The following is a 21,252-nucleotide window of genomic DNA, read 5'->3' as shown; positions in this document are numbered from 1 at the left end:
CTTTCGTCACCGCCTCCTGGGCAAGCTCCCCTTCCCGAAATGCCATCGCCGGCTCGATCCGAACAAAGTCGAGTGCCAGGCGGCGGGCTCATCCCGGAATGGTGGCCCGCTGCCATGCGCAGCCTCTGGCAACGCCTGAATGCTGGCCTGCGCCGTGCACCTCGCCTTGTGCGGCGCGCGCCGGCGACAGGCCTGGTTCTCCTGTGCGCCCTGACGGCGGGGTTTGGCGTCCAATGGCTGGTGGGCGATGCCGTGAAGGTGCTGGATGGCGAGATCACCCGGCCGGAGGCCGAACACGAAGTGGTGACGAGTCTCGTTTGGCTGACCAACGGCCAGCTCGCCATCGGCACGGCCAGCGGCGCGGTGTATTCGCATTTCTTGAGCAGCGGCCAAACGATCGCGGCGACGGTGGCCCGGCAGCCGATCGCCGACATCGTTGCGCTGCCGGACAGGACGGAGTCGGGGGCAGACGCGTTCCTCAACGTCAGTTTCACTGCCGATCTCACCAGGAAGTTCGACCCGGAAGCACCGCCACCCTCGCTACGGCGCGTGCTTCTCGCCGGTGCCGCAATGAATTTGGGGGCCGAGGACGGGCTGTTTGCGATCGGAGGCGAGAACTCGACACGATTGGTCGTGGGACGAACCGCGCTGCTCGGAAACCAGCAACAACAGCAACAGGTCGCACCCCGGACGCCTGTGACGGGCCTCCTTCGCTACGACATCGGACCGGACGGGAAACCCAAGGAGATCGGTCAGGTCGGCGGCCTATGGGACGTACGCGCGCTGGCCGCCGCCCCGGACGGAACGTTCGCAGTTGCCGGCGCGGGTGACGGGCAAGTCGTCGCAATCGACCTTGCGCCGACGGATCCCAGCCAGGCTGCGAATCTGGCGATGTCACGCGTCGGCAGACTGGGGGGACCAGTGGTCGCCGTCGCCGCCGGCGGTACCAAGGCCGATCCGGTGATTGCGGCTGCGGGGGCGGACGGCCGCGTCGTCGTCTTTCGGACCAGGGCTGTTCGCGAAGGGCCACCGGATCTGAAAACCTCGGGGGGGGAGGACAATTTCATCTATGGCTCGTACGAGGTGGGTCTTCCCGCCGCCAACTGGTCGCCGTTCATGGATGCCGGCGGCAGCGAGGTCTATGACCTCGTCGGGGTCAGCCAAGACGGACGTCAGGTCGTCATCCACCGCGAGACGTCCGGCTACTTTCTGGAAAAGATCGGCGACGACGGCAGCATTGTCGAGTCGACGCAGCTCGACTCGCCGTACGCCGCAAGCGAAGACGACGGCAGCCTTGTCGATTCGACGCAGCTCGTTCCGCCATTCACAGCAAGCGACGCTCTTCTCCAAGTGCCGGGTGTGGCGGAGGCAGTTTTTCTGGGCGGCTCGATGCGCGAGCCGGCACGACAGGCGATCGCAGTGCTTTCGACGACGCTCGCGGAGTCCAAAGGGGAGCCGATCACCCGCGTCATCCTCGACCGCCTCCGCACGCGCGGTGCGATCGAAACCGCCGACGGCCGCATCTTTCTGTTCACGGCGCAAGACCCGAACCCCGTCGACCTCGGCGTGAGCGGCTCCATCTCCGGCCCGCAGGCCTTCAGCCCACAGGGCGATATGTTCGCCGTCGTCATGGCGGACGGACGCTTGCGCCTTTATGACACGGCAAGCCGGGCACTGATCGCGGAAGGGCCGGCGGATATTTCGATACCGAAGTTCGGTGAGACCAAAATCGCATTCACCTCCGACGGCAAGCGTATCGTCGGCGTGACCAGCGGGGGCGGCATCCGGTTATACTCGACAAGAACGCTTTCCTTCATCGCGGAATATGAAAGCCACAGCGGGGACGGGCTCGCCGACCTCGCCGAATCGGGAGATTTCGCGGCTTACCGCTCGGGCAAACAGTCATTCGCGGTCATCGATCTGAGGACCGGTCGGGCGATCGTCGAAGCGACGCTGCTTGATCAGGCCGTGTATGGCCTGCGCATCAGCGCCGACGGCCGCACCGTCGCCACCGTCGGCAGCGAAGACGACCGGGCCGTGCTGGTCGCATCAACTGCTGCAAAGCACGGTGCCGATGGGCTGAGATTTGCGCAAGCCGCCACGCCCGTTGGGCCGCCGGACCGGAACGGTCTAAAATTCTCCGCCAACGGCTCGAAGCTCATGGTGCGGACGCGCGACGGCAAACTCTATGTCGCCAACATCTCAGCACCGGACACCGTTGAACTCGCATTCGACCTCAGTGAAAGCTTTTTCCGATTCGACGAGATCGACCTCGATGCGCCTGCCGTGACCGCCGACATCGCCGCCGACGGCAGCTTTCTTGTCGCCGGTGACGCAGACAATTCGCTGGTGCTGGTCGACTTGACCGGGGCCACGCCGAAGAGCTTCGAACTGCCCGAACATGGTGCGGTGGTCGACCACCTCGCCATCTCGCCGGATGGGACCAAGGTCGCGGCCGCCAGCCTTGACGGGCGGGTGCATATCGTCGATTGCGCCCGTGAACGGTTTGTCGCCGGCCTGCCGCTGACGCGGCTCGCTTCGCATGCTGCCACGCCGAAGATGATCGCACGCCGGCTGGACGACGCCCCAGGCACGTTCCCCGACACTGCATTCCTCCGAGAGCAGACCGCCGCGCGCGAAGATGTCCCTGCCGCAATCGTGTTCGGCTCCTATCCGAGCCTCGCGGCAGCGCAGGCCGGGCTGGCCGCGATGGTGCGGGCTCACGGCACCTCCCTGGGGCTGCCCGTCGCGGTCGCCGGCAATAGCGGGCTCGCGGCGCAGGCGCCGGCGCAAATCTACCTGCGCGAAGGTGCCTACCGGACCGCAATCCAGGTTTCATTCGGACAGATCGGCGCAGTCCTGCAGCAGGTGCGCAAGCTCGCGCCCGAAACCGCTGATGCCTATGCACGCGTGCTGCAGCCCTGGTGCCCGAACAGCACCGCGCGCGAAGGCTACACCGCATGCGGCCGGCCGACGCCACCACCGGTGGACGCAAGGAAGAGTTGATAGCACCCGGCACGACGGGTCCAGATCGAGGGAGGAAGACCATGGCGAAGCGGAAACGAGTATTCAGTCCGATGGACCTGGAATACATCATCATCGAGCGCCCGGTGGTCGATGACAATCTGCAAGGTGCCAACGAGGGCATCTTCGGCTACACCCTGGAGAAGGCGATCGGGCCACCTCCATTGCCTCCGCCACCCATCCTGTCGGTGACCTCGGCCGTGCTGACGGCCGAAGAAGCGCAAGCCAAGAACGACGAGCCCGGCTTCATCGCCATCCCCAACATGCCGGTGATGCTGATCGAGCCGCGGATGGCGGCGGATTTCGGCGTCCAGGTGTCGGCGGACGCCGTGGTCGATGCCAAGGCGCGCCAGATGTCATGGGGCATCGAGAGTGTCGGCGCGAATCTTTCCTTAATGGACGGCTCTGGCGTCAGGGTCGTCGTCATCGACACCGGCATCGACGCTGATCACCCGGCCTTTGCGACCAAGAGGATAGTCGGCCAAAACTTCACCGGTGGCGATCCGAAGGACTTTGCCGACAAGCATGGGCACGGCACACATTGCGCCGGCACGATCTTCGGCGATTCAGTCGACGGCGTGCGCATCGGCGTCGCGCCGGGCATCAAGGACGTGTTTATCGCCAAGGCACTAGACGACACCGGGCGCGGTTCGACCAAGGCCGTGCTCGACGCGCTGCGCTGGGCGGCGCAGATCAAGGCCCAGGTGGTCTCCATGTCGATCGGCTTCGATTTCCCCGGCATGGTGCAGCGTCTCGTGAAGAGCGGGCAGGAGGTGCCATTCGCGACCTCGATCGCACTGGTCGCCTACCGCGAGACGCTGAAGCAGTTCGAGCTTTGCGTGGCTGACCTCCTCCAGGAGAATGCGTCGAGCCAGGGAATGGTGATCGCAGCCGCGTCCGGCAACGAGAGCCGCGCCAACGAGAACCCGAAGAACGTTGTCGGCGTGAGCGTGCCCGCGGCCGCTTCGCCTGACATCATCTCAGTCGGAGCCGCACTGCGTAACGCCAACGGCGCACTCGAAATTGCGCCTTTCTCCAATGTCGGGCCGCGGCTCAGCGCTCCCGGCGTCGACATCGTCTCGGCGAGGCCGGGCGGCGGCCTGGTGGCCATGAACGGCACCAGCATGGCGTGTCCGCATGTCGCGGGGGTCGCGGCGCTCTGGTGGCAGAGCGAGCGCGAAAGCGGCAATGCGGAGAGCGCACTGGCGGTCCGCGCGAATGTGATCGCCTTCGCGAAGCCAGCGGGATTCGCGCCCGGCGTTCCGGTCGTCAGCCGCGGCAAAGGATTGGCAAAAGCGCCCTAGGAATAGCGGGCGACATGCGAAGATGCTCAGCCTTCGAGGTATTCCGACAGCGTCATCCGCACATGGCCCGCCGGAGGCGCCTCTCCGACCGCCAGGCGCGGGGCATGGGCGCTGACTGCCGCTGCAGCCGGTGTATCCGCCAGCCTGGTCGCCCGTCTCCAGTCGATCTCAAAAGCACCGAGGAAATAGCCCGCGATATCGGCGTCGTCGAAAATCAGGCTCGCATCGCGATTGAGACTGACGCCCAGCGAACTCCAGTTCTGACTGCCGATCAGCACCCGCTTGCCATCCACCACGATGCCTTTGGTGTGGGTGTTGTTGATGCCGCGGATCCGGTTGTTGACGTCGGGGAAACCTCGCCGCTTGAGTTCCTGGCCCGTGACGAGAAGTTCGGAACGGCTACCCCTGAGGATGATTCGCACGTCTTCGACTTCTCTGGCCTTCTTTACCAGGGCATCGACCAATGCGCCGAGATTGCCACCCGTGTCCGCATCCACATTGATGTATTGGTTCTGAAACACCAGCTGTTCTTCTGCCGATTCGATCAGCTCGAGAACGGCGTCGGTGAAGACCTTGCCGCGCCGGTCCGGGGTAAGCAGCGGCTTCACCCGAATTTTTCGCTGCCCGGTATCGAGAGGTCGCAGCAATTGCGTCGCGGCGGCCTCTAGCGTCATGGTTTGCAGCGCCGCCTTGGGAACATCGACATAGATCTCGTCGACCGCCGCCTCGAGGCTGCCGACCAGCTTTCCCGATTGCGCGAAGTCAGCTTTTATGTGGCTGCTGAAGCGTTTGGCGAGTTCGACATTGTCGATGATCACATGCCACTCGCGATTGCCCATCCCCGACACCTTGGTCGACTTGGCCAGGTCAGCCTCTTCCACCTTGGGCTGGCTGTTGTGGGTCCAGTTTCCGCTCGACAACCAGACCAGATGATCGTCGCGGACGGTCACCTTGATGTGGTAATCGCTGGCGACGAGCCCGATCGAGCCTTTCGGCACATAGATATGCTCGAAGCGCGCGCCAAAGTACTTGTGCCAGGCGGCGAAGGTCGTCTTGCGGTTGAACTCGTCGGCGGCTTCCTTTTTGTCGTCGCGGGTATGCGCATCGAGCACGATCGAAAGCGAGGCACCCGCCTTCAGCGCGGCTTCCATTGCACCGGCGATGTGCTTGACGTGGAACTGGTACATCGACGAGACGAATTTCGTCGCGCCCTTCAGGAACGCCTGGAGGTTTATCCAGCCCTGTTCCGGCCCGACGTGGCATGTCACGGTCATCGCCTGTTCGACGACATCGAAGCTGAACTCCGGTCCGGTCCGGTCGGCGTCATTGTATTGCGTCGATGATGCGGACTCCTCCGCCAGCGCGCCGATCGACTGGGCGAGTTCGGCAATTGTCGCCGAACGCACCACCACCGGATGCCCCGCCACGGATGGCGGGCATTGTGCTTTGACATCAGGCACAGCAGTCGGGTCCGCGGCGACCACGACACACTCCAGGTCGGTGATCAGGCCGCCGTTCACCACATAGCCCGGCATAACCTTGACCACGCCATCGATGCGCGTCTCGCGCCGAAATTCCCGCGCCGCGCTCACGACATCTGTCTTCGCTGCAGCGATCGGATCCGGCGTTTGCGTCTGCTGTCCGCCCAGGGATATGGTCACCGTCAACGGAAACGTCACTGACACCGAATTGCCCGGACCGGCTGCTTGCTGGCCGATTGCTTGTTCACGAGTGGACACCGTGACGGTTGTCGCGACAGGCGGCGGAGCCGCTTGAGCCGATGCCCCGGCACTGGTCCCCGCCCCTTGCCAAGGCCGCTTCAGAAGATATTGGCGCAGCATGGAGGCCGAAACCGCATAGTTTTCGACCATGTAGAGACCGGCAAAGTGCAATCCGACCGCCTTGCCTGTTTCCATCGAGACGACAACCGACCCGGAATTGCCGCCCAGCGTCGTGCAGTCATGTGTATTCCAACCCCAGCTGGGGTCGTCCATCTTGCCGGGCGCAATGCGTTTGACGTCGTAGCGGCTGCCATACACCCGGTCCATCCAGGCCTGATCGGGGATGATTTCGGCCGACGCCCGAGCGGGGTAGCCGATGACAGCAACATCCGTGCCCGCCGGCGCATCCTGCTCGGCGATCTCGATACGGCCGGGCCTGGCACCGTCAGCGCGCCGTTTCACTTTGAGGAATGCGATATCCGCGTTGCTCGTATTGGTCTCGATCCAGATCACGCGCTCGACGACGACCGATGCCGTGGTCTTGCGATCGGCTTCATGCAGATAGTCGACGTTTACTTCGAGCTTCCGGCCCAGTTGCCCTGGAACAAAGCGGTATTCGCCGCCATCCCACCGGGCCACGAACTCAGCGACATGGCGATTGGTCACCACCACGTCGTCGTCGACCAGCCAAGCCGTTCCAACGAAGGTGGCGGATCCGGGGAAGTTGACCACGTCGACGCGACCGACCAGCGGAATGACCGGGTTGATCCGGTCGGAAGCCGCCTTGAGCCGCTCCACGACGATCCGTCCTCCCGCGTCGATTTCGACACCCGTTTCGGAGATCAGATTGTCGGCAACGAGGAGGGCGGGCCGGCCCTCACGAATGATCGATTCAACCGCGATCTGAGCGAAGTCGGGGCTGTCCCACGCGGCCGCAGCGTCGAGGGTCGTCGCCTCGACGGTCGACGCCCTGGCCGCGAGCGCCTCGTCCATGCGGCGCGACAAAGCCTGAAAGACGGCAGGGTCGCGCGTTGCCAATTTGTCCAGCCATGTTTTGAAAATCGTCGAATCCACTCCGCCCTCCCCCGAGTTCCGCCGTGACCTACAACACCCTTCGACCTCTGCCACTGCCTCACCGCCCATACGCGCCGCCGCTTTCGGGCGAGGGTGTTCGCGGCGGGGCGTGACACAGCCGCGGTCCGGACCCGGAGTGTGCCGGCTTATCGCCGCCACGCTCGGCAACGTGACAGGCCCGTCTATACCGCTGACGCTGCAATCAACCGGCGTGCTCGATCATCACCCACCTGGCCAATTCATAAGAAATCACCTCCGAATCCGATGAGCGACACACCGTGTGCAAAACACCGTCAGACTGTGAGGTCCAGATCTATTATCGCCCCGGCTCCCGGCTTATGAGGTCCCCATACAGCTTGTCTTTCTTTGAATTTCAATACGACGATCAGTTCGCTGCCAGGATCCACTTCAAAGCCGCCGTAGCTCGGAAACCGTCCCCTGTCTCGTGCGAAAAAAGATAGGAAGCCAAGGCCGGTTTTACCTTTGATGGTGCCGACGAAAGGCGGCTTCTGGGTTGTATCGCTTAGTGTCTGCATTGGACCGATCATCACATCGACGTCGCCCCTGTCGGCTGGCTCACGTACGGCCCTGACGGCTATCCATGCCTTGGTCGGTGGTGGTTTTGGTGCCGTTGCGGGCGTGCTGACCTGACGGAACCCCAAGGCGACAAGGATGGAATTGATACCGCTGCTGCCTCCAGCCAGAATAAGCGCCGTCAACACCTGCCCCCCATTGTTGACGTCGATGGGAGCACGCTGGCTGCTCGCATTGACCAACTCGGTGACGAGGTCCAGGTCGAAATAAGAGACGAGCCACCAGGACAGGAGGAAGGCAACCAGCGGCCGCACGGCGCGTGGGTTCAGGATTTCCGCGAAGGGGCGCCAGCGAAAAACGCAGGCCAATGCGGACTCCAGCATAACGGCCAACGCGAATAGCAATACGAGCGTCTTGGCTGTGGCGGCGTACACACCCTCCGACACGGCATTTCGTATCGCCACATCGACCAGTACCACCGCTTCGTCTTCGATCTGGCAATCCACCTTTTCGCCGACGTTCACTTTGTCGGCGGCAGCCGTGTATCGAAGAACGTTTTTCGGCCCGACTCGAATGACCTGAAGATTTCCGTAGGCAACCGTTTGATCGACTTTGAATCCCTTCCCCTCCGCCGTGCCGATATCGGCAAAGGTGCCGGGTGCGATGGTAACGCTCGTCTCACATGCGGCAAAAGCCGCTGGCGCCGAAATAAGCAGCGCGACTAATATCAGAAATATACGCATAACTACCCCTCGATATACTACAAGCCTCCGCGCAGAAGAGAAAGGCGCATCGCGGCTTTTCAGCCAACATCAAACTCCACCCACAGGCTCTTCTTGTGGCGGACCGCTTTCAGCGATCCCGACGGTGCGGCGAACTGCTCAGGAAGCGCGTCGCCGGCGAGCCAAGAATCGTCGGCGCGCACGGTGCGGCCGCTCGTGCGGACCTCCAGATCCTCCAAAATGCCGTGGAAGGGCATCTCGTCCCATCCGACATTCTCGGCATCGACCTTGTTGGTCGGGATGAAGGCGGCCAGATCGGCGCTGGTCATAAGCTGCAGGCCCTTGGATTTGGCCGTCGCATTGATGCTGCCGTGATGGCCGACCTTGTAGTAGACGGTGCGCGTCAGCAGATCCGGCCCGGTGACCGTGTCCGCGCCCTGCCCCCATCGCAGATCCTGCCAGCTCAGCCAGCTGCCGATCTGGGCATCCGCGGCAAACAGCATGACGCGGCCGGTCTCAACGGACTCGAAGGCGAGCACGAGGCTCGTATTGTTGGTGCGGTCGTCCAGTTGCATGGCCAGCGTAGAACTCATCGCCAGCCAGTCCATGTCGATGCGCCGCCATGTCTGGTCGGTAAGGTTCGCATCGATCGGCGCGCGCCTCCTGCCCGCCGGCTTCGGCTCGGCCTCGGGCGCAGCGGCGGGGCCGCTATAGTGCTCGCGCAGGAAGGCCCCGACTTGCTGTTCGTCATCGCCGCCGGCGCCGGCAAGCACCTCGTCGAGCGGCATGCCGATGCTGAAATCGAAGGGTGCGGTGAAATCGTCAACCAATCCGGCGGCTTCTCCCGCGAGGCCGAGGGCTCCCTGCATGGCGGCAATCAGTGGCGAAGCGCTGCCCGCAAGCCCGTACATTTCGCTATCGCGGTCGGTCACCTTCAGGAGCGCGGCATCGCGCGGCGGACCGAGAACATAGATGCGAAGTCCCTCGACGCCCTCAAGGGTCTGAACCCCGCTTGAGGGCTCGAGATATCTGATGCCCTTCTGCCCCAGCGCCCCGGCGGCATCGCGGGCGGCGCGGACGCGCTCGCCCTTCACGCCGAAATTGAAGCCGAGAATGGCATTGAGGCCGTCGCGAACGTTGGCCATGTGCGGGTTCAGGTGATTGCTGCCATCAAGCCGGCGTCCGGTCTCGCTGAGGGCGGCGAGCGCCTGGCTCTTGAATTTGTCCAACTGACGCGCCTGCGCATCGGATGGACTCTCGGTCCATCCCATCCAGACCTCTCCCACAGTCAGTTTCTTGAACTGATCCAGTGCCGAGAGGAAGGCGGAGAGATGGTCGACATGCTCATGGGTGATGACGAGAATGTCGATCCTGTCCGTCACCGAGGCGATGTCGGCAACCACCTCGTCCATCTTCGCGGCTCCGCCCTTGACCGAGCTGTGGATGCCGCAGTCGATCAGCATGACGAAGTCGCTGCCATCCGATTTGCGGAAGCGTATCAGGTGGCAGTCGCCGAGGCCCTGGCAGTAGTGGCGCACCGTCATGAAGGGCGCGCTCGCGACCTTTTCCGCACTGGCTGAACGCACCGGGCGCGCCACGCCTGCGGCCCGCGAGGATGCGGTGCGGCTTCCTGCCGTGCCGCGCGCCTTGCCTGCTTTCTCAGCCATGGTCCGGTACCTCGCGGCTTGCGTGCATGATGGCGAAGGGCTCGTCCCTCGTTCGCCCGAAATAGAGGCTTTGCAGCGGCGAGCCGAAACTGTTTGTCGCCGTCTGCTTCTGCCGCGCGCTGCGGGCGGTGCTGCCGCTGTTCTTGAGGATGACGTAGCGGATGGCCTGCTGCCCCGCCCGTGGATCGATGATTACGGTCGCGCCGCCGCGGAACCAGTAGAAGCCGTTGGCGACGTCCTTGTCGTCGAGCGGGACGGCTTGGCGCTGAGTGATCACCGCAACCAGGTCGGTGCGGAAGGTGCCGTCGGGACCGGCGCGCCGCGCAGGCCGCACACTGTGCACTTCGAACGTCGTTTCGCCGGGCGGCGGTGACTTGACCTTTTTGCCGCAACGATTGTAGCGCGGCACATCGGCAAGGAGGCCGAACTGCTTATAGACCTCGGGATCATCGGCAAAGACCCGCTTCAGGCCGTTCCAGAGCGTCCAGCGGTTCGTCTCGTTGCGCCGGAATATCGTCGAGCGATCGGAACCCTGATCCCAGCTCAGATCGATTTCCTCCAGAAGCCCGGAGAGCCAGGACGGCTTGGTCTCGTCCACCGTTCCCCAGGTCAGGGATTCCTGCGAAATCGTGCGCACATCGCGCGGCAGGATACCGCGACTGCGGAAGGCCTCCATGAAAGCCGTGCGGTAGCCGTGTTTGTCATCGGGCACGAGATCGACATCTGCGGTGATGACGGCGCGAAGATACTCGCCGAAGGTGATGTCGACCGGCGGCGAATAATCAAGCGCGCGAATGCAGATGCGCAGAACATGCCGCGCCGCCTTGCAGGTTTCGTCCGTCAACCGGTTGACGAGATCGGGATGCAGCGTCCCCTCGGGCAGCACGCCGGTGCCGTTGGTGGCGATGCGCAACAGGTCGGCCACGCGCCGGTTGACGATGTTGAGAAAGGACTCGTAGATGGCAAAGACCAGGATCGACCCGCGGTCATGCGGCTCGAGCGTATCCTGATAGCGCATGGTGTCCGTGGAAGGATCGGTGTAGTTGCGCAGCGGACCGCCGCGGCTGCTGCCTTCGCCGAATTGCTTCGCCAGTCCGCCGAGAAGATTGAGCGCAGAGAAATTGCCCTTGGCCCTGCCGATCTCGAAGCGGACCAGTTCGATCACGGTGAAATGCTGAAACAGCGCCACGATATCGGCAAAGGCCTCGTGGAAAGCCGGCACGTCGGGATTTGACGCCTCCTGGAAGCGGCGGTGCAATCCGTCCAGCAGGGCATGCGACATCTCATGCGAGATGATGTCGCTCGACAGGCAGGAGAAGACCAGGGAGCCTGGCGCGGTCACGTCGCGATCGCGTGAATCGGCCGGGAAATAGCCGAAAAGCAGGGCCTTCTTATCAGGGCTGTAATAGGCGTTCTGCCCGCGGAAGGCGTGGGGATAGATGCGCAGCCGGGGCACCTCATAGGCCTCCATCTGCTTGCCGCCCTTCTGCTCGTCATATTCGGCATAACGCGGCGCCCAGAGCGCCCGGCGGCCGAGCGCCTGCTCGAAATTCCGGATCGTCGCCATCGCCACCGCATAGACCATCTGCTGGTGGAATTGCGGATTGCCCTCTGAAGGCGGCCAGCCATCCTGCGCCAGCAGGATCTTCTTGTTGAGGTCGACAGGCTGGTAGACGCGGTTCGACGCCGGATCGACATCGACCACTTCGAGATATTCGCCGACCGGCCCCGGCCGCAGCGGCTCCTTGGTCAGCGGCTGGTCGTCCCACGCAACCGAAAGCACGGTTTCGTTGATCGCGACCGAGGCCAGCGAATTGGCAACGCTTGGATCGAGCGCATAGACCCGCAGCCTGCGGTCCGGGATCGCCGGCTCCTTCACCTTGCGCTTGATCGGTGGCGATGCGGCCGCCCGCGCCTGCACCGGCACGACAGGCTTTCTGCCGAGCTGGCTGATCAGCACCGCCTCCAGCAGCTTCGACGGCTTGCCGAGGTCGAGCGCTGCCTCCAGGTATCGATTGCGCGCGGCAGGACTGATCAGATCCTCAGCTATATCGGGGTCGTCGATCGCTCCGTCTATCTGCGCGACACGCTGGGCCATTTGCGTGAGCTCGAGGGCAAGCATGGCGCGGCGTTTGCGCGCCATTTCATCGATCGGCGCAAGGCTGACACCGCCGCCGAAGACGCCATCGAACCAACCGAGCGTGGATTTTGCAGGCGGCAGCTTGCGCGTGCGCAGCTCGGCTTCGGAAAGCGGGACAATCGCAAGCGCGTCACTTGCCCGCATCACGCCCTGGCCGATTGTCTTGCGGGCTTCATCCCGATTCATCGAGGCCGTGGATTTCGCCGCCGCCGTGAACAGCGCATGACGAACCGCTTCCACGCGCATCCAAGGCTCCGAATAGCGGCTCACGACATCCCAGTGCTCTCCAAGCCACAGGGCCGCTGCGGCCGCGATCTGCGGCGTTGCCGCAGAGGTGCCCGCGCCGTCCATGTCGACCACCGTGCCACAGTCGATCTGCGCCCAAGGCACGTTGGGCGTATAGGCGCCCAGCGCCGTCTCCATCTTGGTCGCCGGGCCGTAATTGCCCTGCATCGTGCGGAACTGAAGATCGGCATAAGCCCGCCCGTCGGCCATGACGCCGCAGGCCGCAAGCACGCGCCTGAAACGCGCCGGATAGACCACCGATCTCGGCATCGGCACGCCGGCGATATTGTTGCCGGCCGCCGTTACCGTCACCAAGCCGCTTTCGTAAGCGAGGTTGACGGCATCGGCGAGCGCCTGCGAGGAGAGGCCGCCCATGCTCATCGACAGCACATGCGCGCCCTTGGCGCACGCATAGTCGAAGCCCTGCACCACGGTGCCCGTGGTGAAGCGCACCACCCAGTCGGCGATCCGGACCGGCATTATGTTGGCGAGCGGCGCCCCGCCGATGAAGTCGGCAAAATTGCCCCAGCCTGGCGAACTGCCATCGAGCTGGTTGCCGGCCAGCAGGCTGAGCGTGCCCGTCCCGTGCCCCCGGTTGGCAAGAAGCTCGTCGTCAGGCGCGTGGTCGGTGGCATCATCGCGGGGGCGGTCGTCGGATACGAAATTCCTTTGCAGGTCGCGCCTCAGATTTCTCGGCAGCGTGATCTGGCCGGGATCGTAGCCGGTATCGAGATGGGCGATCAGGATGCGCCGCATCTTGTCGCCAACCCTGTCGCGCGCCGCCCGAAGCTGGCTGAAGCGGTCGTCGAGATTCCAGGCGGCGCCGGGACCTGTCGCCTTCGCGCCCTTCTTCTCCTGATCGTCGAAGCTACAGAAGGAAGCTTTGCTCGCCGCCACAGCAGGTATGCCGCCGTCCTGCCCGCGTCCTTCCGTCAGCCAGTCCTGAGCGAGATCCGGCTCCACGGCCTCGACCTCGGCACTGGCACCAAGCGCAAAGGGGGCGGCCGGATCGAGCAGCGCATGGGCGCGATCCCATGGGTTCTCCTGGTCTGGGGAAGGCGTTCGAAGGCGCACCCAGGTCGAGGCGCCGCGCCGGGCCAGGCCCATCCCGCCGTCATCCGCGCCTCCTGGCACGGTCAATATGGGCTCGATCTCGATACCCGCGACACCGGGCGACCTCTTCATGTCGGCGGCAAAGCGGCTCCCGTCGCCGGAGACCTTCACCAGCAATCCCGAAACATCCGGCACCGGCAACCTCCCTCCATTTTGGGGGCCTTGCGGGTTCGCTCAGCAACCCGAGCCTGATGACGACAGCCGCGCTCTACAGAAGCCCGTCTGTCTTCCAGCGGCGAAGCGTCGTTTCGGCCACCTCGAAATGCATTGAATCCTCTGTTGGGAAGCTGACGCCCCAGTACCAGCCGGCCGCGTTAAAATAGCGGGAAAGAATAAGCAGGCCGCGATAACACCTATCGTCTCCCTGGCGATCGAGGGCGCCGTCAATTTTAATGTCAACGGCGAGTCCCCAGGAGTGGTTCGAAGGATTCTTCCCGAGCTTGATGGAGTCATCCGGCTGACGCAGCTTGACTCGGCGAGCGCAGGCCATGCCGGCGGTGCCGAGAATTTTATAGAGATCCGGCACCTCTTCCTTGACGGTGTCGAGAACGGCCCTTAGTGCCTCAACGGCCACGTCGACGCCGGTGCACCTGAAAGGACCGACCGACTTCGTTACGATACGATCCTTGAAGGGTCCAGTGATCGGCTGGCATTCGCCCGTATAGTCGGGACGGGGTTCACCGAGAATGCTTCGTAAAGTCGAGAGCTTCGGAGAGGCCAAACCGACGTTCACGGTGCTTGCGTTTGGTTTTGGGAGCAAGTCGAGATAACTGACCACTTCAAAACTCCATAAATCAAAGATGTGTATGCGGTCGTGTTATGATTATTTTATGCTTTGTAACGTTAAGAGGATCGTAAACGAGATCAGGAAGATGGATCGGGCCATCTCATTTTTTTCACTTGATCGTGTCGATCTCGAACGGGCACATTTCTATACCGCGCCCCCGATCCCTAGTTATTGACAAAATATGTTATCGACAAGCGGCATCATAGCTCTCTCAGTCTACGAGCGAAATTTGTTCGAGAGCTTTCTAGACGTCTCGTCGCAGCAAGTGACGCTTCGTCCGCTGGATACACAGATAGTATGAAATCGCAATTGCTTATGGTGCGCATAAGTGTCCGGCTTAAGAAAGATGTATAATCGCACCGTATGAAGACGCCGTCATCCCCCAAACGGGGTATAGAAGACACGAATTAGCCCTACTTTAGCAGATTGTGCGGAGTTGCGATTTAGGTGGCGTAGATCGGCATGGGATGCCGTGGCCGATCAGCAGGTTAAGCGCCGGATTTCGCGCGATACTAGGGATCACTGCCTAGCGCGGATTCACACTAGGAGACATCGCGAACCCATCCCTCCTTCTACCAGGCTCCAGCTACGTTCGCGCCGGTCAGCTGTCGTAGGCAAGGGTCGGTCAACGCGGTCGTCTCAGGACCTCTCCACCGATTGAATGGCGCCGGCGCACGTGGAAGGAGGCCGGACCCACTTGATCCCGCCGCCTGGTCGACCGGATCGCTCCGATGCCGGAGGGCGGGGCACAAGGGATGGAACTGCGAGGGGATAACACGGAGATGCTGAGCGTTGGGCCGACGGCAAGAAGGCCGCCCGTTGTGGGGGGCAGCCTCGCACAATGATCGCTGGCTGCGAGGACGCACAACCACCGATGCCCGTATCAGTTGGCAGCAGTGGTGTAGACGGCTTGCATTGCTCCGAGAGGATGCTTCTCGACAGGTTCCGGCCCGGCTTGGCGGGATCGCGCCGATTCTGTTGAAAAGTCGGAATGATTGGCCCTTTGTAAATGTGCCAACAACAGACATCGCGCCGCCCCGAAGCAGACGCTCGCTGTGCTAACAGGAGGTGCTCGGCTGCGCCGCCAGACCGGCATAGCATGAGAGCCTCACCGAGGGCGGGATGCACCGGGCATATCCCGCGTAGCGAATGTTTCGGAACCGCTTGACCAGTGGTTACTTGACGACGAAGTCGCACTGGTCCGGCACGTCGTCGACGTGGAATCCTCGCACACATGCCCACCCTGATCCGACCGGGGTCAATCTGGGCGGTTGTTCATCAGCAGTTTGCGCCCCAACTCGGCTTGGCGGAAACACGTAGCGAACCGCTTGATTTCTGCATCACGCAGTCCCGCCGCCTGAAACTGGTTCACCCACTCGGTCCGGACCGTGTCGACCAGCGCCAAGACTTCTCGCGTGGCTTCCTCCGCCGTCAGGCCGAAAGCGCTGGCGCCCGCGACGGCATTCTCCAGGGTGGCCCCACGTCCCTGCGGCCCGACCCCGAGCACCAGGGTCCGTTCTAGCCCCACCTGGGGTTTGGGCACCACGTCATAGAGCGGCGACAACCGCCAGCCCTTCCCTTCCCAAAGGAAACCATGGTTGCGGAGGTGGTCGTCGTCGTTGGTGACGAGGATGTTGAATACCATGCGACGGAACAGTTCGACGAGATCCGTGCGAGGGTTGGTGCCGTACTGCCTAAGAGCGGCGGCCAGGTCGGCATAGCTATGCCGACCGACGTCGCTTTCGTGGGCGCCGAGAATCGTCAGTCCCGAAGCAAAAGGCCGCCGTCGCACGCCGTCGGCCGTCAGGATCCGGTCGAAGCGCTCGATCATGTAGATGTCCCGCCCCAGAACCTCTCGGAAATCCAAGTTCGGAACGTTCAGGCCGCATTGCTTCGCCAACCGCATAGTCGCCAGTTCGATGCGGCAGATGGGGTAGATGTCGTCATTGGCCGGGAACTTGGCAATCCACGGCTGACCCGCGACCTCCGTCACCGCCTTCGGCCGCGCCCCACCCAATGACGAGCCCGCCGTAAGCAGTCGGCGCAAGTTATCGTCCAGTTCCTCCACCGATTGGACCTGCTCGATGGCGGCGGCCAGTTCTATCAGCGTGAAATGCTCCCCTGGCGCATCCCCTTCTCCCCAGGGGGTCAGCCGCTGCGGCGCATCCGGGGTCGGGCCGAAGGCCAGGGCGCCAACCCTGTAGTCTCCCGAGGCAAGGAGGATCTCGGCCTCACTTGGCTCCCGGTCATCCAGAGCCTTGTACATGAGGTAGCGTCCCCAGCCGTCGGGCGCGGCGTCACGGATGCCGTTGAAGTTCGAAAAGCCTTCCTCGGTCCGGAACTCGATGTCCGCGTGGCCCGGGTCCGGCAGCATCAACTGAACAGGGTCCACCGGTATCCGGTCGGGGCGCTCCAAATATCGCCGACCATAGGCAAAGGTCGCGAAGCTGGCGCGCGGCTCGCTCGTCATCGTCAGCCGGCCCGCCGGGACTGGCCCACCCGGCAGATGCATGAAGACGATCGTGGTAGTGCTCGGCATCGGCGTCAGAAGTCCAGGTCGCCGTCAGACGGGGCGTGGGTGCGCCGAGGCAGCCTCGCCAGATCCTCGCTGATCCCCATCGCGTCGCTCCCAGGCGCCAGCAGCGCTTCCAGGCGCGACGTGAAGCCGAGGACGAAGAGGGCGCTAGCCAAGACCCCCAGGCTGACCGTAGGGTCGCCGGCTTCAAGTCTCTGGAGCGTCTGCCGGGTCACCAGCATCCTGTCCGCCAACAACTGCTGCGGAATGCGGCGGCGCTTGCGCGCGACCGCGATGTCGTGGCCCAAGGCTTTGAGGGCCCGACGTCCTGGAGGAGGGAGTGCCGTTTTGGATGCGGATGAGCGCGCCATATAAAATGAGTGACATATCATCCGCTAAAACTCAATGAGTATGATATGTCAGTCCACACCTACCCATCGAGGATGGCCTGCAAAATCGAACTGAGGTTGAAATTGGGCCAGAGGACTAAGATACCGTATGGAAGCGCGTTAGCGTGAGGCCACTGGTGATTCCGCGAACCGGAGCGCAGCGGACGTCTGTGCATAACCATCCCACTCGCGCTGGATCGATCACGTTCGATCACGCACAAGCCCATTGATACACTTCATTTTTCTGCCTTGAAGAGCTCCGTCGTGCCGCGGCAAACTGGGGGCGGTAATTGGGGGATCGGACGGCATTCCGACCCCAGTCCGCGAACGTCAACCGCCCTCAACGACTCGGGAGCTTTCGATGGGCAGCCTCACCGACGGTGCGATCCGGCGCGCGATCAAGGACGTCGAGTCGACCGGCAAACAGAAGTCCCTCCCCGATGGCGAGGGCCGCGGCGTCGGCCGCCTGGTGCTCGTCCTCCGGCGCATGCCGAAGCGGGTGCTCGCCGAATGGATGGCCCAGCAGTGGCGCGACGGCAGGCGGATCAAGGCCAAGCTCGGCGACTACCCGTCCATGTCGCTGGCTGAGGCCCGTGAGGTGTTCAAGCGGGACTACGCCGGTCCCATCCAGAAGGGCCGGAGCATCAAGATCGCCACCGACACCCGCCCCGGCACGGTCGCCGATCTATTCGAAGCCTATGCCGCCGCGCTGAAGGAGGCAGGGAAGCCGTCCTGGAAGGAGACCGAGAAGGGGCTCAACAAGGTGGCCGATCTCCTCGGCCGACACCGCCCGGCCCGTGAGATCGAGCCGGACGAGGTGACCGAAGTGCTGCGGCCGATCTTCGAGCGCGGCGTCCGGTCCATGGCCGACCACGTCCGCAGCTACATCCGGGCCGCCTACAGCTGGGGCATGAAGTCCGAGCACGACTACCGAAATGCCTCTCCTCGCCGGTTCCGGCTGGTCTACAACCCGGCCGCGGGCATCCCGACGGAACCGAAGGTGGTCGGCACCCGATGGCTCGACGAGAGCGAGTTCGTCCAGCTCTGGCGTTGGCTCGAGTGCCCGGACACCCCGGTCCATCCACCCTACCTGCGAGCGGTCCAGATTCTGATGCTGACGGGGCAGCGGGTCGAGGAGATCGCGCGCCTGCACAGGGATCAGTGGGACTCGGCTGAGCGCATCCTCGACTGGTCGAAGACGAAGAACAGCCGGCCACACGCGGTGCCCGTCCCCTCCCTCGCCGCCGAGATGCTCGATTCAATCAAGCCGAACGAGCATGGCTGGCTGTTCCCGTCCGCTATGGATCCGAGCAAGCCGGTCAGGCACAGCACGCTCTATTCGTTCATATGGCGGCAACGCGAGCGTGGCGTCATCCCGGTCGTCACCAACCGCGATCTGCGCCGGACCTGGAAGACGCTCGCAGGTAAGGCGGGCCTCTCCAAGGAGATCCGCGACCGCATCCAGAACCACGCCCTGCAGGACGTGAGCTCGAAGAGCTACGACCGCTGGAACTACATGCCCGAGAAGCGGGCCGGCATGGCACGCTGGGACAGGTTCGTCCGGGCAATGCTCTCAAAGAAGTCAGGCCGGAAGCGCACTGCCGAGGCGGCATGAGATGACGCTAGGTGGTTCCCTGCGAAGCACGCCGTCATAGGTCTAAATCCTGGGCACGCAACCGCCTGCGCTCACACACGCCGACGTGCCGTCATCGAGCCGATAGCCAGACCCCAACGCGCGATAACTGACTCCGTTATCGCGCGCTGATGGTCGATCTGGCGCCTGGCGCGAGGCGGCGGTCGCCCGCGACCTCAGCATCAGCCGCAAGGTGCTCTACGGCTGGCGTGCGCTCTGGCGAGTGGAAGGGGCAGATGGGGGGCTCCGCCGCAAGCGCGGTCCCAAGCCCGGCCTGCGCGAACGGCGCCTGGCGGCAGCCCTCGCCCCGCCGCCCGAGCCGGCTGACAGCGGATCCGGCCAGCGCCCTGGCCAAGGCGCAGGCCCGCATCGGCGAGCTCGAACGCATCATCGGCCGGCTGCAGACGGTCCTAGCTAGCACCTTGGATCGAGTGGCCCGCACTGACCACCATCGATGAAGACCGAAGTCGTGCCGCCCGACGCCGGCACGGCACCCTCGATAATGCGAGCCTGAAAAGTCAGCGTCGTACCGTCGAGATAGGGCTGCTTGAGCTCCACCGTCGCGATCTGCAGCTTGCCGTCGACGATGCTGGTCAGTCCGGCATTGGGCGGATCGGCGACAAAGCTGTCCTTACCCTTGATGCCCCAGTCCTTGACAAACGTGGCGGTCGGGATCGCTTCCGCGGTGCGCGCCGGACGGTCGGTGAACATTACCACCGATGGGTTAACGCCGCTCAACGTCAGCGTCGTGCCGTCGAACTGAACCTTCTGGGCGGTCTGGATGAACAGCCAGCTCGCATCCTTGCCGGCGGCCTTGGCGGTCTCGGTCGCGTCGGCCCGGGCCGGGCTCGACAGCAGGGCCGCACACAGCAGGGCGGCCGCGCAAATTTTCAGGTTCGTCATCCTATTTCTCCAATATCGAACATTTGACGATTCATGCGGAGAAAACCGTCTGATCTTTGATGGTGGCCATGATATTCTCCCGTCTCCTCACCGCGGCGCTCGGCTCAGAGCAGGTGAAGCTGCTTCGCCGCCTCGGTCAGCTCGTCGCGATAGTCGGGATGGGCCAGGCCGATCAGGGCCCGGGCGCGCTCCGTCGAGGGCAAGCCTTTCAGGTTCGCCGCGCCGAACTCGGTGACGATATGATGGGTATCGATGCGCGGTGTCGTCACCGGCCCGTCGAGCCGCGGGACGATGCGCGAGACCGTGCCCTTGGCCGCCGTCGAGCGCGCGGCGATGATCGACTTGCCGCCCCGAGAGGCATAAGCGCCGCGCACGAAGTCCAACTGCCCGCCGGAGGCGCTGTATTGGTGGCCGAGCATGTGCTCGGAGTTGCAGGCCCCGGTCAGGTCGATCTGGATCGTAGCGTTGATCGAGACGACATTGTCATTCTGCGAAATGATCCGCGGATCGTTGACATAGTCCACCGGCCGGCTCTGGATCGCCGGGTTGTCGGCGAGGAAGTCAAACATCGCCTTCGGCCCCATGGCGAAGGTGAACACCGACTTGCCGCGGTCGAGCGCCTTGCGCCGGTTGGTCACGGTTCCAGCACGGATGAGGTCGACCAGACCCTGGTTCAGGGCCTCTGTGTGCACACCCAGATCATTGCGGTCCCGCAGCGCGGCGCAGACCAGATTGGGCAAAGCGCCAACGCCCATCTGCAGGCAGGCGCCGTCCGGGACCAGGCCGGCGACGATGCTGCCGATGGCCTCGTCCTCCGGCGCCGGGTCGCGGCCCGGCAGCTCCAGCAGCGGCACGTGGTTCTCGACGATCGCGCCCACTTCAGACACATGCAACTGCGCGCCTTCGCCGAACACCCGCGGCATGTTCTGGTTGACCTCGACCAGCAGCCGCTTGGCCGAGCGGGCGACCTTGGTCGAGTAGTCGTTGCCGGTGCCGAAGCTGAAATAGCCGTGCCGATCCATCGGTGAGACGGTGCAGACGAAGGTGTCGATGCCGATCTCCTCCGTCATCAGCCGCACGGCCTGGTGGAAGGTCGACGGCACGTAGTCGACCACCTTGCGGCCGCCCTCCTCCATTCCCCGCTTGATCAGCGCCCGCTCGACCCCGCTGAGGAACATGCAATAGGGGCGGATGCGGTCGTTCAGCTCGTAGCGGAGAATCGTGTCGCCGGCGGTCCGCGCGGCCTCGTAGTAGTAGACCCTGAGGTCCCCGACCGCTCCGGCCGCGGCACGGTCGGCCAGTGCCCGCAGCAGCGCAGGCGGCTCGGCCGCGGACAAGCCCATCGACAGGCGGGAGCCGGAGGGGATCGCCGCCACGGCCTGCTCGGCCGTGGTCAGCTTGGACTGGTAGAGCGAGACGACGTCCATCGTCGTGTCTCCTT

At 63.8% G+C, this 21,252-nt stretch carries 12 protein-coding genes; 3 read left to right on the top strand and 9 right to left on the bottom strand.

The window, feature by feature from the left end; all coding sequences use genetic code 11:
* Positions 1-114 precede the first annotated feature (114 nt).
* Entirely contained in the window at positions 115-3,006 is a 2,892-nt protein-coding gene (locus tag AB4Z01_RS05610; protein WP_441691407.1) for a WD40 repeat domain-containing protein, read from the top strand.
* 41 nt (positions 3,007-3,047) lie between these two features.
* A complete protein-coding gene (locus AB4Z01_RS05605; RefSeq protein WP_441691404.1) occupies positions 3,048-4,328 on the top strand; it encodes a S8 family serine peptidase in 1,281 nt (426 codons plus the stop codon).
* Between the two features lie 26 nt (positions 4,329-4,354).
* Here the strand turns inward: AB4Z01_RS05605 and AB4Z01_RS05600 are convergent, their stop codons facing one another.
* From AB4Z01_RS05600 to AB4Z01_RS05570, 7 genes are all read right to left on the bottom strand, one after another.
* Positions 4,355-7,123: a phospholipase D-like domain-containing protein gene (locus AB4Z01_RS05600; protein WP_441691401.1), complete on the bottom strand. Its 2,769-nt coding sequence runs from the start codon at positions 7,121-7,123 to the stop codon at positions 4,355-4,357.
* A 293-nt stretch (positions 7,124-7,416) separates the two neighbouring features.
* A complete protein-coding gene (locus tag AB4Z01_RS05595) occupies positions 7,417-8,400 on the bottom strand; it encodes a hypothetical protein (protein ID WP_441691398.1) in 984 nt (327 codons plus the stop codon).
* A 59-nt stretch (positions 8,401-8,459) separates the two neighbouring features.
* Positions 8,460-10,046 carry an MBL fold metallo-hydrolase gene (locus tag AB4Z01_RS05590; RefSeq protein WP_441691395.1) on the bottom strand — a complete coding sequence of 529 codons (1,587 nt, stop codon included), beginning with the start codon at positions 10,044-10,046 and terminating at the stop codon, positions 8,460-8,462.
* Complete coding sequence (locus AB4Z01_RS05585) at positions 10,039-13,719, bottom strand: S8 family serine peptidase (protein WP_441691392.1); 3,681 nt, start codon at positions 13,717-13,719, stop codon at positions 10,039-10,041. Before AB4Z01_RS05585 ends, AB4Z01_RS05590 begins: the two co-directional genes overlap by 8 nt.
* A gap of 73 nt (positions 13,720-13,792) precedes the next feature.
* Positions 13,793-14,362 (bottom strand): M15 family metallopeptidase, encoded by a 570-nt coding sequence (locus AB4Z01_RS05580; protein WP_441691390.1) that lies wholly within the window; start codon positions 14,360-14,362, stop codon positions 13,793-13,795.
* 1,267 nt (positions 14,363-15,629) lie between these two features.
* Positions 15,630-16,910, bottom strand: coding sequence for a type II toxin-antitoxin system HipA family toxin (locus AB4Z01_RS05575; RefSeq protein ID WP_441691388.1), 1,281 nt, complete (start codon positions 16,908-16,910; stop codon positions 15,630-15,632).
* A 5-nt stretch (positions 16,911-16,915) separates the two neighbouring features.
* Positions 16,916-17,194 carry a helix-turn-helix transcriptional regulator gene (locus AB4Z01_RS05570; RefSeq protein ID WP_441691385.1) on the bottom strand — a complete coding sequence of 93 codons (279 nt, stop codon included), beginning with the start codon at positions 17,192-17,194 and terminating at the stop codon, positions 16,916-16,918.
* A gap of 442 nt (positions 17,195-17,636) precedes the next feature.
* Between AB4Z01_RS05570 and AB4Z01_RS05565 the strand changes: the two genes are divergently transcribed.
* Positions 17,637-18,890, top strand: a complete 1,254-nt coding sequence (locus AB4Z01_RS05565) for a tyrosine-type recombinase/integrase (RefSeq protein ID WP_441691383.1) — start codon at positions 17,637-17,639, stop codon at positions 18,888-18,890.
* 432 nt (positions 18,891-19,322) lie between these two features.
* Here the strand turns inward: AB4Z01_RS05565 and AB4Z01_RS05560 are convergent, their stop codons facing one another.
* Together AB4Z01_RS05560 and AB4Z01_RS05555 are read right to left on the bottom strand one after the other, a co-directional pair.
* A complete protein-coding gene (locus tag AB4Z01_RS05560; RefSeq protein ID WP_441691381.1) occupies positions 19,323-19,811 on the bottom strand; it encodes a hypothetical protein in 489 nt (162 codons plus the stop codon).
* Between the two features lie 104 nt (positions 19,812-19,915).
* Complete coding sequence (locus AB4Z01_RS05555; RefSeq protein ID WP_441691380.1) at positions 19,916-21,238, bottom strand: acetyl-CoA hydrolase/transferase family protein; 1,323 nt, start codon at positions 21,236-21,238, stop codon at positions 19,916-19,918.
* Positions 21,239-21,252: the final 14 nt, after the last annotated feature.

Source organism: Inquilinus sp. YAF38, assembly GCF_052113205.1.
Lineage (GTDB): Bacteria > Pseudomonadota > Alphaproteobacteria > DSM-16000 > Inquilinaceae > Inquilinus.
The sequence above is the reverse complement of the archived record's forward strand: the minus strand, read 5'-3'. Positions and strand labels throughout refer to the sequence as shown.

Excerpts from the sequence above, each read along its gene's own strand:
- AB4Z01_RS05610 (WP_441691407.1), top strand. The coding sequence starts at position 115 with ATGCGCAGCCTCTGGCAACGCCTGAATGCTGGCCTGCGCCGTGCACCT.
- AB4Z01_RS05605 (WP_441691404.1), top strand. The coding sequence starts at position 3,048 with ATGGCGAAGCGGAAACGAGTATTCAGTCCGATGGACCTGGAATACATC.
- AB4Z01_RS05595 (WP_441691398.1), bottom strand. The coding sequence starts at position 8,400 with ATGCGTATATTTCTGATATTAGTCGCGCTGCTTATTTCGGCGCCAGCG.
- AB4Z01_RS05590 (WP_441691395.1), bottom strand. The coding sequence starts at position 10,046 with ATGGCTGAGAAAGCAGGCAAGGCGCGCGGCACGGCAGGAAGCCGCACC.
- AB4Z01_RS05575 (WP_441691388.1), bottom strand. The coding sequence starts at position 16,910 with ATGCCGAGCACTACCACGATCGTCTTCATGCATCTGCCGGGTGGGCCA.
- AB4Z01_RS05565 (WP_441691383.1), top strand. The coding sequence starts at position 17,637 with ATGGGCAGCCTCACCGACGGTGCGATCCGGCGCGCGATCAAGGACGTC.
- AB4Z01_RS05560 (WP_441691381.1), bottom strand. The coding sequence starts at position 19,811 with ATGACGAACCTGAAAATTTGCGCGGCCGCCCTGCTGTGTGCGGCCCTG.
- AB4Z01_RS05555 (WP_441691380.1), bottom strand. The coding sequence starts at position 21,238 with ATGGACGTCGTCTCGCTCTACCAGTCCAAGCTGACCACGGCCGAGCAG.